The organism is Pseudomonas sp. XP2, from assembly GCF_053557975.1.
The window spans coordinates 218,580-233,118 of sequence record NZ_JBNRIK010000006.1 but is presented as its reverse complement, the minus strand read 5'-3'; the positions used below and the strand labels follow the sequence as shown (position 1 = coordinate 233,118).

13 protein-coding genes are annotated in these 14,539 nt (G+C 63.6%); 2 read left to right on the top strand and 11 right to left on the bottom strand.

The window, feature by feature from the left end; genetic code table 11:
- Nucleotides 1-123: 123 nt before the first annotated feature.
- Nucleotides 124-1,626, bottom strand: a complete 1,503-nt coding sequence (nhaB, locus tag ACK1VC_RS10090) for a sodium/proton antiporter NhaB (protein ID WP_060517036.1) — start codon at nt 1,624-1,626, stop codon at nt 124-126.
- 150 nt (nt 1,627-1,776) lie between these two features.
- Here nhaB and ACK1VC_RS10085 point away from each other — a divergent pair, with 150 nt between their 5' ends.
- Together ACK1VC_RS10085 and nudC are read left to right on the top strand one after the other, a co-directional pair.
- Nucleotides 1,777-2,589: a crotonase/enoyl-CoA hydratase family protein gene (locus ACK1VC_RS10085; protein ID WP_016488138.1), complete on the top strand. Its 813-nt coding sequence runs from the start codon at nt 1,777-1,779 to the stop codon at nt 2,587-2,589.
- Between the two features lie 37 nt (nt 2,590-2,626).
- Nucleotides 2,627-3,457, top strand: coding sequence for an NAD(+) diphosphatase (nudC, locus tag ACK1VC_RS10080; RefSeq protein ID WP_016488137.1), 831 nt, complete (start codon nt 2,627-2,629; stop codon nt 3,455-3,457).
- Here nudC and ACK1VC_RS10075 read toward each other — a convergent pair.
- The 10 genes from ACK1VC_RS10075 to ACK1VC_RS10030 form a co-directional block, all read right to left on the bottom strand.
- Nucleotides 3,425-4,204 (bottom strand): TSUP family transporter, encoded by a 780-nt coding sequence (locus tag ACK1VC_RS10075; RefSeq protein ID WP_024717416.1) that lies wholly within the window; start codon nt 4,202-4,204, stop codon nt 3,425-3,427. The two genes, nudC and ACK1VC_RS10075, sit on opposite strands and share 33 nt — an antisense overlap.
- Nucleotides 4,205-4,405: 201 nt before the next feature.
- Nucleotides 4,406-5,236, bottom strand: a complete 831-nt coding sequence (locus tag ACK1VC_RS10070; RefSeq protein WP_016488135.1) for an alpha/beta fold hydrolase — start codon at nt 5,234-5,236, stop codon at nt 4,406-4,408.
- An 80-nt stretch (nt 5,237-5,316) separates the two neighbouring features.
- Nucleotides 5,317-6,606, bottom strand: a complete 1,290-nt coding sequence (locus ACK1VC_RS10065) for an NAD(P)/FAD-dependent oxidoreductase (RefSeq protein ID WP_191086788.1) — start codon at nt 6,604-6,606, stop codon at nt 5,317-5,319.
- 153 nt (nt 6,607-6,759) lie between these two features.
- Complete coding sequence (locus ACK1VC_RS10060) at nt 6,760-8,721, bottom strand: DNA topoisomerase III (RefSeq protein ID WP_016488133.1); 1,962 nt, start codon at nt 8,719-8,721, stop codon at nt 6,760-6,762.
- A 201-nt stretch (nt 8,722-8,922) separates the two neighbouring features.
- On the bottom strand, nt 8,923-9,351 hold the full coding sequence (locus ACK1VC_RS10055; protein WP_016488132.1) for a GNAT family N-acetyltransferase: 429 nt from the start codon (nt 9,349-9,351) through the stop codon (nt 8,923-8,925).
- Entirely contained in the window at nt 9,344-10,510 is a 1,167-nt protein-coding gene (locus ACK1VC_RS10050) for a ribosomal protein uL16 3-hydroxylase (RefSeq protein WP_016488131.1), read from the bottom strand. The genes ACK1VC_RS10055 and ACK1VC_RS10050 overlap by 8 nt, the downstream gene beginning before the upstream one ends.
- A gap of 81 nt (nt 10,511-10,591) precedes the next feature.
- Entirely contained in the window at nt 10,592-11,962 is a 1,371-nt protein-coding gene (gene purB / locus ACK1VC_RS10045; protein ID WP_024717417.1) for an adenylosuccinate lyase, read from the bottom strand.
- A 214-nt stretch (nt 11,963-12,176) separates the two neighbouring features.
- Nucleotides 12,177-12,803: a high frequency lysogenization protein HflD gene (gene hflD, locus ACK1VC_RS10040; protein ID WP_016488130.1), complete on the bottom strand. Its 627-nt coding sequence runs from the start codon at nt 12,801-12,803 to the stop codon at nt 12,177-12,179.
- Nucleotides 12,800-13,924 (bottom strand): tRNA 2-thiouridine(34) synthase MnmA, encoded by a 1,125-nt coding sequence (gene mnmA, locus ACK1VC_RS10035; RefSeq protein WP_191086787.1) that lies wholly within the window; start codon nt 13,922-13,924, stop codon nt 12,800-12,802. The genes hflD and mnmA overlap by 4 nt, the downstream gene beginning before the upstream one ends.
- A 57-nt stretch (nt 13,925-13,981) precedes the next feature.
- Nucleotides 13,982-14,422: an NUDIX hydrolase gene (locus ACK1VC_RS10030; RefSeq protein ID WP_095115618.1), complete on the bottom strand. Its 441-nt coding sequence runs from the start codon at nt 14,420-14,422 to the stop codon at nt 13,982-13,984.
- Nucleotides 14,423-14,539 lie beyond the last annotated feature (117 nt).

The following is a 14,539-nucleotide window of genomic DNA, read 5'->3' as shown; positions in this document are numbered from 1 at the left end:
AGCCCCGGCAATTTGTGCATTTGCGCTGAAAGACCGGGGCTGCTTTGCAGCCCTTTCGCGACACAAGGCCGCTCCTACAGGGGACCGCATTAGCCGATCAGGTGGGGCCAGTGCAGGTTTACGTCACAGCCAGTAGGTCACCGCCCACCAACCCAGCCCACCCATCACCACGGTATAGGGCAAGGCCATCCACACCATCCGCCCATACGACAGCCGGATCAGCGGCGCAATCGCCGAGGTCAGCAGGAACAGGAACGCTGCCTGCCCATTCGGCGTTGCCACGCTGGGCAGGTTGGTGCCGGTGTTGATCGCCACCGCCAGCGTTTCGAAATGCTCGCGGCTCATGCTGCCATTGAGAAACGCCTGCTTCACTTCGGTTATGTAGATGGTGGCGACAAACACGTTGTCGCTGATTGCCGACAGCAAACCGTTGGCCAGGTAGAGCATGCCCGGTTGCTGCTCGGCCGGCAGTGTCAGCACCCAGCTGATCAATGGGCTGAACAGCTGCTGCTGATGAATGACCGCGACCACGGCGAAGAACACCACCAGCAACGAGGTGAACGGCATGGCGTCCTGGAAGGCGCGGCCCAGCCGGTGTTCGTCGGTGATACCGGTAAACGCCGTGATCAGCACGATCACCATCAGGCCGATCAGGCCAACCTCGGCCACATGCAGCCCCAGGCAGACGATCAATATCAGCGCCGCAAACCCTTGCACCCACAGCGCGATGCGCTGGGCCTGGGTACGTGCCGCATCGTCTTCGGCCGCATAGGCGGCCAGCACCTGGCGCACCGGCTCGGGCATCACGGTGCCGTAGCCGAACAGGCGCAGTTTTTCCAGCAGCACACAGGTCAGCAGGCCGGCACCCAGCACTGGCAGCGACACAGGTGCCACCTTGAAGAAGAAGTCGGCGAAGTGCCAACCCATCTCGTGGCCGATCAGCAGGTTCTGTGGCTCGCCCACCAACGTGCACACGCCACCCAGGGCGGTACCCACTGCGCCGTGCATCAGCAGGCTACGCAGGAAGTCGCGGAACTGGTCGAGGTCTTGGCGGTGCAGGTGGGCGATCTGCTGGTCGCTGTCCAGCGCGCTTTCCTCGCGTGGGTTGGCGCCAGACGCGACGCGGTGGTACACGGCGTAGAAGCCGACCGCAGCGCTGATGATCACCGCCGTCACGGTCAGCGCATCGAGAAACGCCGACAGAAACGCCGACAGCACGCAGAACAGCAACGCCAGAATTGCCTTCGAGCGCACCCCGAGCAAAATGCGCGAGAACAGGAACAGCAGCAGCTCCTTCATGAAATGGATGCCGGCGACCATGAACATCAGCAGCAGGATCACCGGGAAGTTGTGTTGCAGTTCCTCATACAGCGCCTGTGGCGTGGTCATCTGCAACAGCAAGGCTTCGATCAGCAGCAGGCCGCCCGGCATCAGCGGGTAACACTTCAGCGCCATGCCCAAAGTGAAAATGAACTCGAGCACCAGCGCCCAGCCGGCTGCAACCGGGCCAACGGTAACCAGCAGCAGCGGGTTGAGCACCAGGAACAGGCAGATGACCACCTTGTACCAAAGCGGCGACTGGCCCAGAAAACCATGGGCGAGGGCGCCGGACAGGGAGCGTGGCATGAATATGTATCCTTATGATTCGGCGATGGCGCACGGTGCCGGATTGGCGCGTCTTAGGCAAGGCGTGGAGTCCCGTTTTTGGCACAAGTACGGCCATCGGGCTGGGTTACCATCCACGCCATGAATCCTTCACCCGCAGGAGTGCCGCCCGTGACCGAGTACAGTGCGTTCAAGGTTGAACTGACCGACAACATCGCCCACGTTCAGATCAATCGCCCGGAAAAGGTCAACGCGATGAACGCGGCCTTCTGGGAAGAGATCATCACTATCTTCCAGTGGGTCGACGACACCGATGCCGTGCGGGCGGTAGTGATCAGTGGTGCCGGCAAGCATTTTTCCGCAGGTATCGACCTGATGATGCTGGCCTCGCTGGCTGGGCAAATGGGCAAGGACGTGGGGCGCAATGCGCGCTTTCTGCGTAGCACCATCCAGCGCCTGCAAGCCTCGTTCACCGCCGTGGACAAATGCCGCAAGCCAGTGCTGGCGGCCGTGCAGGGCTACTGCATCGGCGGCGCCATCGACCTCATCTCCGCATGTGACATGCGCTACTGCAGCAGCGACGCGCAGTTCTCGATCAAGGAAATCGACATGGGCATGGCCGCCGACGTCGGCACATTGCAACGTTTGCCACGTATCATTGGCGACGGCATGATGCGCGAGCTGGCCTTCACCGGGCGCAACGTTGCGGCCGACGAGGCCCTGCGCATCGGCTTGGTCAACCGGGTCTATGATGATCAGGCCGCACTGATGGACGGTGTCTTTGCCATCGCCCGCGAGATTGCTGCAAAATCACCGATCGCCGTGGCCGGCACCAAGGAAATGCTCAGCTACATGCGTGACCATCGCATTGACGATGGCCTGGACTACATCGCCACCTGGAACGCCGCGATGCTGCAGTCCGAAGACCTGCGCGTGGCCGTGGCGGCGCACATGAGCAAACAGAAACCGACGTTCGCCGACTGATCGGGCCGGGGGACGCGCAGTCAAGGAATCTCCCGACATGTCAGCACGCTGGACTACTGCAGTACTCGACCCGCAGATCACCGGGGGTGTGGCCGTGGCCCGCAGCCCGGAAGGGTTTCTGGTGGACGACAACGGCGCGCTGTTCCCCCGCGACTGGCTGAAGCGCCAGGACCTCGATGTGCTGTGCGAGCATGGCATCGGCCACTTTGACGGCCAGCCGGTATTTTTGCTGGAACTGCGCAGCGCCACCGATGTGCCCGGCTGCAGCTGGCGTGGGCTGCGTGCGTTCATGCTCGAAGGCGACTTCGACACCTACAAAGTACTGGGTTACGCCGCGCAGATCGGCACCTGGGCCCGCGAGCACCGTTTCTGCGGCAGCTGTGGCCAGGCGATGACACAAATTCACTGGGAGCGGGCGATGTACTGCCAGCCGTGCGACCTGCGCAGCTACCCGCGTATTTCGCCGAGCATGATCGTGCTGGTGACCCGTGGTGATGAAATCTTGCTGGCGCGCTCGCCGCGCTTCGTCACCGGTGTGTACAGCACCCTGGCGGGTTTTGCCGAGCCGGGTGAGTCGGCCGAAGACTGCCTGGTGCGCGAAGTGCGCGAGGAAGTGGCCGTGGACGTGCAGAATATCCAGTACGTCGGCAGCCAGTGCTGGCCGTTCCCGCATTCCATGATGCTGGGTTTCCATGCCGAATATGCCGGGGGCGAGATAGTCATGCAGCCGGACGAGATCGAGGATGCCCAGTGGTTCAGCGTCCACGACCTGCCGCCGCTGCCGGCCGGGCGGTCCATTGCCCGGTACCTGATCGATCTGTATGTGGCCAGGCGTTTAGGCTTGCCCGAACCAGTGCTGCCACGCTAGGCGCACAGTCAGTGCCAGCACCACGGTGATGAACACCGGGCGGATGAATTTGCTGCCGCCGCTGATCGCCGTGCGTGCGCCGAAGAAGGCGCCCACCATGACCGACAGGCCCATGCACAGGCCGACGATGTAATCCACCTGCCCGGAAATGACGAACACCGTCAGCGCCGCGATGTTGCTGACGAAGTTCATGCTGCGCGCCACCCCGCTGGCGCGGACCAGGTCGATGGGGTACAGCAGCAGGGTGCTGACCGTCCAGAACGCTCCGGTGCCTGGCCCTGCGACGCCGTCGTAGAAGCCCAGGGTGAAGCCTTGCGGTACCTGCCACTTCTTCTTGATGGGTGCATCGGCATCCAGCGGGGCCTTGGGTGTGCCGCCGAACAGCAGGTAGATGCCACAGGCGAACACGATTACCGGCAGCATCTTGTTCAGCCATTCGGCTGGCATGTAGTGGGCGATGACCGCGCCGAGCAACGCCCCGGTCAAGGTGGCGAACAACGCCGGGCGCCACTGCGCCGGGTGGAACAGTTTGCGCTTGTAGTAGGTGAAACCTGCGGTGGCCGAACCGAAGGTGGAACTGAGTTTGTTGGTGCCCAGCACCAGGTGCGGTGGCATGCCGGCAGTGAGCAGGGCCGGGGTGGTGAGCAGGCCCCCGCCACCGGCGATGGCATCGATGAAACCGGCGACGAAGGCGACCAGGGCCAGAATCAGCAGGGTTAAGGGTTCTACGGTGAGTTCGAAGGGCATGGGGGTCTTGGCAGGCAGGGAGGCAAGGTGCGGCAAAAGGCCGCGCTAGAAGGGTGACATGGTAATCCTGGGAGGGGTGTGTTGCCAGTGGCGGCCTCTTCGCGGGTAAACCCGCTCCCACAGGTTCAGCGTCGAACCTGTGGCAGCGCTGTACCTGTGGGAGCGGGTTTACCCGCGAAAGGGCCGTTACAGGTGATCACATCAGCTACGGATAAACGCCAGCAAATCCGCATTGATCACATCGGCATGGGTAGTCGGCATGCCATGCGGGTAACCTTCGTAGGTTTTCAACGTGCCATTGGGCAGCAGCTTCGCCGAAAGCACCCCAGAGTTTTCATACGGCACGATCTGGTCATCGTCCCCATGCATCACCAGTACCGGCTGGTTTATGCCTTTGAGGTCTTCGGTGAAATCGGTCTGGGAAAACGCCACGATGCCATCGTAATGGGCCTTGGCGCTGCCGATCATGCCCTGGCGCCACCAGTTGGCGATGATGCCCTCGCTGGCTTCGACACCGGGGCGGTTGTAGCCGTAGAACGGCCCGGCCGGTACATCCCGGTAAAACTGCGCACGGTTGTTGGCGACCTGGGCCTGGAAGTCATCGAACACCGACTTGGGCAGGCCGCCAGGGTTGTCGGGCGTTTGCACCATCAGTGGCGGCACGGCGGCGATCAGCACCGCTTTGGCCACCTTGTCCTGAGGGTAGCGGGCCATGTAACGCACCACCTCGCCACCGCCGGTGGAGTGGCCGACATGCACGGCGCCCTGGACACCCAGGTGGGCAACCACGGCTGCCACATCATCGGCGTAGTGGTCCATGTCGTGGCCGTCCCATACCTGGCTGGAACGGCCATGACCACGCCGGTCATGGGCTACAACGCGGTAGCCCTGGGCGAGAAAGAACAGCATCTGGGCATCCCAGTCATCTGCGCTCAGCGGCCAGCCGTGGTGGAAGTGGATGACCGGGGCGTCGCGTGGGCCCCAGTCCTTGTAGAAAATCTGCACGCCGTCCTTCGTGGTTACATGGCTCATGATCGTGTCTCCTGTCTGCAGGAACCGAAGGGAGCTATTGAGAATAGGAGAGATTCCGGCGCAGCAAGCGCCGGTCGTCTTCAGACAGTGTCGCGCAGTCTGTACCAGGCTTTGGCGGCGGCTTCCAGCGGTGCTGCGAGCAGGTCCCCGCCGGGGAACCGGCCATTGTCGATGCTTTGGTACAACGCCAACAGGTCGTCGTCACCGAGGATGGCATCGCTGACCGCTCGCGCCGCGGCCAGGGTAGGCAGTATGCCGTGGCCGGAGAAACCCTGCAGCCAATAGCGCTGGTCTTCGCGGCCGACGTCAGGGGTGCGCCGGGTGCTGCAATCGATATGGCCGCCCCAGGCATAGTCAATGGCTACCCCGGCCAGTTGCGGGAACACCCGCTCCAGGTAAGGGCGCGTGGCGCTGGCGACGTCCTTGGGAATGCCGCCCAGGTAAGTGCAGCCGCCACCGAACAGCAGGCGGTGGTCCGGGGTGAGGCGCAAGTAGTCGGGTACGAACTGGTTGTCGATCACGCAGCTGTTGCGCGGCAGCAGTGAGCGGGCGAAGTCGGCGTCCAGTGGTGCGGTGGCGACCTGGTAGGAACCGACTGGCAACAGGCGCCGCGACAGGCCGGGGTCGAGGCGGTCGATGTAGGCGTTGCAGGCCAGCACCAACACCTGGCAGCGCACTTCGCCGTTGTCTGTGCGGGCAACATAGCCGTTGCCGGCTTTTTGATAACTGAGTACCCGGCTTTGTTCGTAGATGTGCCCACCACCCGCTTCGAGGGTGCTGGCCAGACCTTGGGCCAGCTTCAGCGGGTTGAGGTGGGCGCCTTTGGCGTCGTAGAGCGCAGCCTGGTAACGCGGGCTGTCGATCCATTGCGGCAGCTCGTCGCGGCTGATCAGGCGCAGGGCGTCGGAGCCCCATTTGCTTTCGGCATCGTGCAGGGCTTCTTCAAGCATTTTCACCCGGCGCGGCAGCACGGCGGTCCATAGGCTGCCCAGCCTGTAGTCGATATCGAAACCATGGCGCTGGGGCAGCTCGCGCAGTTCGTCGGCGGCCCAGCACATGCTCGCCCACAGGCGCTGGGTACGTTCCAGGCCCAGGGCTTTTTCCAGTGGCGGCATGTCGCAGGACCAGCCCAGCAGCGCCTGGCCGCCATTGCGCCCGGAGGCAGCCCAGGCCACGCGGCTGGCCTCCAGCAATGTGACGCGCTTGCCGGCCTGGGTCAGGCGCAGGGCGGTATGCAGGCCACTGAAGCCGGCGCCGATGATCAGCACATCAGTGTCGTGGAGGCCTTGCAGGGTAGGACGCAGCGGAATGTTGGCGGGGTAGGTCTGGGCGTAGTAGCTGGCGACGTGCTGGGCGGATTGTTTGAACATGCAGAAGCCTCGTGAAAATTATTGTGATTATTTTCATGAAAACTTAGCAGGGAAATTTCATAGCGCCAATGTGTCAGGCAGGGTTTAGTCGTTTGCCTGTTATTAATGTGCTGCCTGAGCAGGCCCTATCGCTGGCAAGCCAGTGCAGAAGTTTCAGGTTGTCGCTTTTTTCCGGGGCTGGCGCGGCTTGCCCGCTGCCGACTTGCTTCCGGCCGCTTTGCTTTTTCCACTGCCACCGCGACGCTTCTTCTTCCAGGGCGGTGCTGCCCCGGCTGCCGGCCCGCTGATGGTCATGCGCATGCCGCTGCAACGTTCCACCAGTTTGCCCATCCACGCCGACTGCCGGGCCACGAATTCTTCCAGGCTCATCTCGCCGCTTTGCACCATGTCCAGCGCCTGCTCCCAGATCGCCGTGGTGCCAGGGTCGGCGATGGCGCGGGGTACGGCATCAATCAGGCTGAAGGCCGCGGGTGTGGCCGCGAGCGCCTTGCCGTTCTTCACCAGGTAGCCGCGGTCGAGCAAGCCCTGGATGATGCTGGCGCGGGTGGCCTCGGTGCCGATGCCGGTGGTTTCCTTGAGCTTCTGCTTAAGGCGCGGGTCGTCCACCAGCTTGGCCACGTTTTTCATGGCCTTGATCAGGTCGCCTTCAGTGAACGGCTTGGGCGGCTGGGTCCACAGGTCTTTCAGTTGCAGGCCTTGCACGGTGCAGTCCTGGCCTTCGCGCAGCACGGGCAGCACCTGGGCCGGCGGTGCTTCGCGGCCTTTTGCCGGGGTCAGCGCCTCGGGCAGGGCGCGGCGCCAACCCGGTTCGACGATCTGCTTGCCCACTGCGCGCAAGGCATGGCCGGCACAGTCGAAGTCGGCCTGGGTGCGGTCGTACTCATGATTGGGCAGGAACTGGGCCAGGTAGCGGGCGCGGATAAGCGTGTACACCGCCTTGTGCTTGGCCGGCAGGCGTGAGGGGTCGCTGGCGGCGGCGGTGGGGATGATGCCGTGGTGGGCGCTGACCTTGGCGTCGTTCCATGCCCGCGAGCGGCGTTGGGGCTCCAGGTAGGGCTGTAGCGGCGCCAGGCTGGCATCGGCCCGTTGCAGGGCAGCCAGGATGGCGGGGGCCTCGGCGTGCTGGCTTTGTGGCAGGTAGCCGCAATCGCTGCGCGGGTAGGTGATCAGCTTGTGGGTCTCGTACAGGGCCTGAGCGATGTCGAGGGTTTCCTGGGCGCCCAGGCCGAACTTTTTCGAGCACAGCTCCTGCAGGGTGCCGAGGTCGAAGGGCAGGGGCGCGGCTTCACGCATGCGCTCGGTGGTCACCTTGACGGCCCGGGCCGTACCGGCATTACCGATGGCGGTAGCAGCCTGTTGCGCCAAACCCTGGTTCAGGCAGCGGCCCTGATCGTCGCAGGCATCTTCGGGTGCACGCCATTGGGCGTTGAAACGTTGGCCTGCGTGTTCAAGCTGTACGTCGATGGCCCAGAACGGCACCGGCACGAAGTCGGCAATGCTGCGGTCGCGGTCGACCACCAGGCGCAAGGTGGGTGTTTGCACCCGCCCCACCGGCAGCACGCCCTGGTAGCCGGATTGGCGGCCAAGCAGGGTGAACAGCCGGCTCATGTTCATGCCGATGAGCCAGTCGGCGCGGGAGCGGCCCAGCGCCGAGTGGTACAGGTTGAACGTTTCGTGGCCTGGCAGCAGGCGCGCCAGGGCCTTGCGGATGGAGGTGTCATCCAGCGCCGACAGCCAAAGGCGCTGCACCGGGCCGCGGTAGCGGCAATGCTCGACCAGCTCGCGGGCGATCATTTCGCCTTCGCGGTCGGCATCGGTGGCAATTATCAGCTCCCGGGCTTCGCCGAGCAGGCGCTTCACCGCCTTGAACTGGCTGGCGGTTTTGGGCTTGACCAGCATCTTCCACGTGTCCGGGATGATCGGCAGGTCGGCCAGGTTCCAGCGCTTGTAGCGTTCGTCGTAGCTGTCGGGCGGGGCGGTTTCCAGCAGATGGCCGATGCACCAGGTTACGCAGACATCGGTACCTTGCCAGCAGCCGTCGCCCTTGCGAGTGGCGCCAAGCACTTTGGCGATGTCTTTTGCCTGTGAGGGTTTTTCGCAGAGGAACAGGCGCATGGCCGGGAACGCTTCATCGGGGGTGATGGGCACTAGGATGCGCAAGCGGGGGCGCGGAGGCAAGTTTTATCTGGATGGATGTACAGGTTTTTGTCAGGGGAAGTATCTTGGGCCTGTTCCGGCCCTTTCCCGGTTGAACCCGCTGCCACAAGGGCCCCCACAATTTGCAGATGTATGGGGCCCCTGTGGGCTGGTCATGGATCAGGCGTGCGAGTCGCGCACCATGTCCACGTGCGGGATGCCGGCTTCGAGGAATTCCTCGCTGACCACGCGAAAGCCCAGCCGCTCGTAGAACGGGGTGGCGTGCACCTGGGCGCTGAGCGTCTGCTGCTTCAGGTCGCGGTTCTGTGCTTCGACGATGACTGCATTGACCAACGCATCGCCAACCTTCAGGCCCCGCCAGTCCTTGAGCACGGAGATGCGACCGATGGTGCCGTCAGCCAGCAGGCGCGCGGTACCAATCGGATAGTCGCCTTCCTGGGCCAGGAAGTGGACGGCGTCCTGATCTTCCGAATCGAACTCCAGCTCTGGTGGAATGTGCTGCTCGGCGACGAACACCGCTTCACGGATACGGCGGATGTCGGCGTTGTCTTTGTGCCAGTCGGCAAGGCGAACGCTGATCTTATTCATTGGCGAATCCCAGGCTTCCTTGTTTGACCAGCTGCTGTACAAGCATAAGGCCATCTTCATCCTGCAGCCACTCGGCGAGGTTGTCGACATGCAGGGCATCGGCCGCGCACACCAGCTTCAGCAGCTCGCGCAGTTTGCCTGGCAGTGGGCAGCTACGGCCGCTGGCGAACAGCAGCAAGTCGTCTTCGAACTCTGACCAGGCCATGCGGGCGCTCGGGTTGCGGATCAGGATGGCGCCTTGCTCGAGGGCGTCGACCAGCTCCTGCTCGCTCAGCTCTTCGCCAACGATCTGTTCGGGGTAACGCGGCTCGGTCATGAACTGGCCGAACCAGGTCAGCAGCAGGTCCTTGTCGCCCATGTGCTTGTCGAGCAGGGCCTTGAGGCGGTCGAGGGCGTCGTGCTGGATCTGGTGTGGGTCGCTGACCGGCTGGGCGTCGGCGTCACTGTAGCGTTCTTCGTCCGGCAGGAACTGGCCCAGGAAATCGGTGAAGTGGGTCAGTACTTCGGCGGCGCTTGGCGCGCGGAAGCCGACCGAGTAGGTCAGGCAGTCGTCCACGGCTACACCGTAGTGGGCCAGGCGTGGCGGCAGGTAGAGCATGTCACCTGGTTCCAGGGTCCATTCGCCGCTCTGCTCGAAGTCGGCAAGGATACGCAGGTCGGCGTGCTCCAGCAGCGGGCTGTCGCTGCTGCACATCTGGCCGATCTTCCAGTTGCGCTGGCCGTGGCCCTGCAGCAGGAACACGTCGTAATTGTCGAAGTGCGGGCCAACGCTGCCACCGGGGGCGGCGAAGCTGATCATCACATCGTCGATACGCCAGCTGGGCAGGAAGCGGAAGTTTTCCAGCAGTTCGGCCACTTCCGGGACGAACTGGTCCACGGCCTGTACCAGCAGGGTCCAGTCCTTTTCCGGCAGCTCGGCGAAGGTGTCTTCATTGAACGGGCCGCGGCGCAGCTCCCACGGGTGTGCACCGTGTTCAAGCACGATACGCGACTCGACTTCCTCTTCCAGGGCCAGGCCAGCCAGTTCGTCGGGGTCGATCGGGCTGATGAAGTCCGGGAAGGCCTGGCGCACCAGCAGGGGCTTCTTCTGCCAGTAGTCGCGCATGAATTCGCGGGCCGAGATGCCGCCGAGCAGCTGCAGTGGAGTATCAGGATTCATGTTCAACCTATTGAAAAAACGTAGTTTTCGTCCGGGAATAAAAACGCCCGGCCAGGCCGGGCGTTGTATGCGACGGTCAGCTTAGATGCGTTTGGCCTGGGCTGCCGCGTTACCGATGTAGGTAGCGGGGGTCAGCTGCTTGAGCTCGGCCTTGGCTTCGGCTGGCATGTCGAGGCCGTCGATGAAGGTGAGCAGCGCGTCCGGGGTGATGCCCTTGCCACGGGTCAGCTCTTTGAGCTTCTCGTAGGGGTTTTCGATGTTGAAGCGGCGCATCACGGTCTGGATCGGCTCGGCCAGCACTTCCCAGCAGGCGTCCAGGTCGGCGGCGATGCGGGCTTCGTTGACTTCCAGCTTGCCGATGCCTTTCAGGCTGGCTTCGTAGGCAATGACGCTGTGGGCAAAGCCCACGCCCAGGTTGCGCAGCACGGTGGAGTCGGTCAGGTCGCGCTGCCAGCGCGAGATCGGCAGCTTGCTGGCCAGGTGCTGGAACAACGCATTGGCGATACCCAGGTTGCCTTCGGAGTTTTCGAAGTCGATCGGGTTGACCTTGTGCGGCATGGTCGAGGAGCCGATTTCGCCGGCAACGGTCTTCTGCTTGAAGTAGCCCAGCGAGATGTAGCCCCACACATCACGGTCGAAGTCGATCAGGATGGTGTTGAAGCGGGCGATGGCGTCGAACAGCTCGGCGATGTAGTCGTGCGGCTCGATCTGGGTGGTGTACGGGTTGAACTGCAGGCCCAGCTCGTCTTCGATGAAGGCGCGGGCGTTCTCTTCCCAGTCGATCTGCGAGTAGGCCGACAGGTGGGCGTTGTAGTTGCCCACGGCGCCGTTGATCTTGCCCAGCAGTGGTACGGCAGCGACCTGGGCGATCTGGCGCTCCAGGCGATACACGACGTTGGCCAGCTCTTTACCCAGGGTAGTCGGCGAAGCCGGCTGGCCGTGGGTGCGCGACAGCATTGGCACGGCGGCGTGTGTGTGGGCCAGGGTGCGGATGGCGTCGGCGATCTGGCGCATCAGTGGCAGCAGCACGTCGTCACGGCCGGCGCGCAGCATCAGCGCGTGGGACAGGTTGTTGATGTCTTCGCTGGTGCAGGCGAAGTGGATGAACTCGCTGACCTTGGCCAGCTCAGGCAGCTTGGCAGCCTGCTCCTTGAGGAGGTATTCGATCGCCTTGACGTCGTGGTTGGTGGTGCGCTCGATTTCCTTGACGCGCTCGGCGTGCTCAAGTTTGAAATCGGTGGCCAGGTTGTCCAGCAGGGCATTGGCTTCGGCGGTGAACGCCGGCACTTCGCCGATCTGCGGGTGGGCGGCCAGGCGCTGCAGCCAGCGCACTTCGACCAGGGCGCGGAAACGGATCAGGCCGAATTCGCTGAAAATGGGGCGCAAGGCCTGGGTTTTGCCGGCATAACGGCCGTCTACAGGGGAAACCGCAGTGAGCGAAGAGAGCTGCATGGGGTGTTCTCGGACAGTCAGGCTTTTGGAGGGCGCATATCATACATGAAAAATACGCCGAGGTCGGGTGGCTGACCAAAGGTCGGGCCTATTTGATGCTGGTGGCAAACCCTGTGGGAGCGGGCTTGCCCGCGAACACCGGCGAAGCCGGTGCCATCCACCGAGTCGCCTGCTTCGCGGGCAAGCCCGCTCCCACAAGGATCAGCGCAGCCCCTCAGCTGGCGCTGCGCATCATGTCGTACAGTTCGTTCAGCAGCTTGCGCCGGCTGAACACCAGCTGCCAGCGGTGACCGCCCAGCTGGCGCCACAGGCGTGCGGCGCGGATACCGGCCAGCAGCAGGGCGCGGATTTTCGAGGCGTTGCTGGCCTGCTGCAGGAAGCGCATGTCGCCATGCACCTGAATACGCTGGCGCAGGGTGCTCAGGGTGTCCTGGTACAAGGCTCCACTGGAAGCAATGACGTTTTCGTGAACCAGGCCAAAATGGTCAGCCTGGGACTGGATTTGTGGCAGGCGGTTGCCGATGGTGTCGAGCAGGTCGCCACGTTTGTTCAGCTGGCGCTCCAGGCCCAGCATCGACAGGGCATAGCGCAGTGGCTCGCGCTGCAGGCTGCTGGGGTCGCGCTCCAGGGCACCGGCCAGCGCACGGTAGCCGTCACGCAGGTTCAGGTCGTCACCGCCGAACACCTCCAGGGTGTTCTTGGGGTCGCGGACCAGCAGGCTGCCGAGCATGCAGCCGATGTTGGCCTCACTGGCCTGGCCGGTGCGGGCGATGCGGTCTACCAATACGGCGGCCTGAAACACACCGCCCAATGCAATCAGCTGCTCCTGCAGGTTGCTCATGCGCGCGGGCTCCAGGGCTCGGCGGCTTCGATCACGCCGCCGCCCAGGCATACTTCACCGTCATAGAACACTACCGACTGGCCTGGGGTAACGGCGCGTTGCGGTTCGTCGAACACAGCGCAGTAGCCGCTGGCCGTAAGCGCCAGGGTGCACTGCTGGTCGCTCTGGCGGTAGCGGACCTTGGCGGTGAGCTGGCGCGGGCTGCTGAGGTCGATGGGGTTGACCCAGAAGATGTCCGAGGCGAGCAGGGCGCGGGAGAACAGCCAAGGGTGTTCGTTACCCTGGCCGACCACCAGCACGTTGCGGGCCAGGTCCTTGTGCAGCACGTACCACGGCTCGTCACCGGCATCCTTCAGGCCGCCGATGCCAAGGCCCTGGCGCTGGCCGATGGTGTGGTACATCAGGCCATGGTGGCGGCCGATCACTTCACCTTCGGTGGTTTCGATGTTGCCCGGCTGGGCTGGCAGGTACTGCTTGAGGAAGTCGCTGAAGCGGCGCTCGCCAATGAAGCAGATGCCGGTGGAATCTTTTTTCTTGGCGGTGGCCAGGCCGTGTTTTTCGGCGATGGCGCGCACTGCCGGTTTTTCCAGCTCACCGACCGGGAACAGGGTGCGGGCAATTTCCTTCCCGCCGACGGCGTGCAGGAAGTAGCTCTGGTCCTTGTTCGGGTCCAGGCCCTTGAGCAGTTCGGTGAGCGCGCCAGTGTCACGACGGCGCACGTAGTGGCCGGTGGCGATCAGGTCGGCACCCAGTGACAGGGCGTAGTCGAGGAACGCCTTGAACTTGATTTCGCGGTTGCAGAGGATGTCCGGGTTGGGCGTGCGGCCGGCCTTGTATTCTTCAAGGAAGTGCTCGAACACGTTGTCCCAGTATTCGGCGGCGAAGTTGGCGGTGTGCAGCTTGATGCCGATGCGGTCGCAGACGGCCTGGGCGTCGGCCAGGTCTTCACGGGCGGTGCAGTATTCGGTGCCGTCGTCTTCTTCCCAGTTCTTCATGAACAGCCCTTCCACCTGGTAGCCCTGCTCGATGAGCAGAAGGGCGGAGACGGAAGAGTCCACGCCGCCGGACATGCCGACGATGACGCGGGTCTTGGCGGGGTCTTTGAGTGCTGGGCTGGTCATGGTTACCGGTGTGTATCAAGGGAAAAACGTCGATTCTATCAAACCCGTGGCGACGCGTCAGTCGCGTAGCAGGGTAAGGCTGTGCAAGGGGCCTTTGAGGTAGTCGTCAAGGCAACGTGGCACCAGCTCGCTGCGCCAGCGGGCCGGGTCGGCCAGCAGCTCGTCGCGGGTCAGCCACACGGCGCGGACGATGTCGCTGTCCAGCGCCAGGTCGGCGTGATGGCACACCGGGCGGGCAGCAAAGCAGATGCGCTGGTAGGTCACGCCGTTGCTGGGGGCAGTGTAGAGATAGATACCGACCACGCCGGTGAGCTCGACTTCCCAGGCGGTTTCTTCCAGGGTTTCGCGCAGCGCGGCCTGGGGCAAGGTTTCGTTGGGCTCCAGGTGGCCGGCGGGCTGATTGAAGACGTGCAGGCCGGCTTTGAATTCTTCGACGAAGAGGAACTTGCCCTCGTGCTCGACGATGGTGGCGACGGTGATGTGGGGTTGCCAGGTCATTTGCGGTGTCCTTTCAGAGGGTCGGGACCGCTTTGCCGGCGATGGCCCGCAAAGCAGCCCCAATGTCCAGAACGCAAAAACCCCGGTGCGTGGCCGGGGTTTTTGCTGTTACTTCAA

What these genes read in the sequence shown, in the direction of transcription:
- ACK1VC_RS10030 (WP_095115618.1), bottom strand. Translation starts at nt 14,422, where the DNA reads ATGACCTGGCAACCCCACATCACCGTCGCCACCATCGTCGAGCACGAG.
- hflD (WP_016488130.1), bottom strand. Translation starts at nt 12,803, where the DNA reads ATGAGCAACCTGCAGGAGCAGCTGATTGCATTGGGCGGTGTGTTTCAG.
- nudC (WP_016488137.1), top strand. Translation starts at nt 2,627, where the DNA reads ATGTCAGCACGCTGGACTACTGCAGTACTCGACCCGCAGATCACCGGG.
- ACK1VC_RS10075 (WP_024717416.1), bottom strand. Translation starts at nt 4,204, where the DNA reads ATGCCCTTCGAACTCACCGTAGAACCCTTAACCCTGCTGATTCTGGCC.
- ACK1VC_RS10060 (WP_016488133.1), bottom strand. Translation starts at nt 8,721, where the DNA reads ATGCGCCTGTTCCTCTGCGAAAAACCCTCACAGGCAAAAGACATCGCC.
- ACK1VC_RS10055 (WP_016488132.1), bottom strand. Translation starts at nt 9,351, where the DNA reads ATGAATAAGATCAGCGTTCGCCTTGCCGACTGGCACAAAGACAACGCC.
- ACK1VC_RS10065 (WP_191086788.1), bottom strand. Translation starts at nt 6,606, where the DNA reads ATGTTCAAACAATCCGCCCAGCACGTCGCCAGCTACTACGCCCAGACC.
- ACK1VC_RS10050 (WP_016488131.1), bottom strand. Translation starts at nt 10,510, where the DNA reads ATGAATCCTGATACTCCACTGCAGCTGCTCGGCGGCATCTCGGCCCGC.
- mnmA (WP_191086787.1), bottom strand. Translation starts at nt 13,924, where the DNA reads ATGACCAGCCCAGCACTCAAAGACCCCGCCAAGACCCGCGTCATCGTC.
- nhaB (WP_060517036.1), bottom strand. Translation starts at nt 1,626, where the DNA reads ATGCCACGCTCCCTGTCCGGCGCCCTCGCCCATGGTTTTCTGGGCCAG.
- ACK1VC_RS10070 (WP_016488135.1), bottom strand. Translation starts at nt 5,236, where the DNA reads ATGAGCCATGTAACCACGAAGGACGGCGTGCAGATTTTCTACAAGGAC.
- purB (WP_024717417.1), bottom strand. Translation starts at nt 11,962, where the DNA reads ATGCAGCTCTCTTCGCTCACTGCGGTTTCCCCTGTAGACGGCCGTTAT.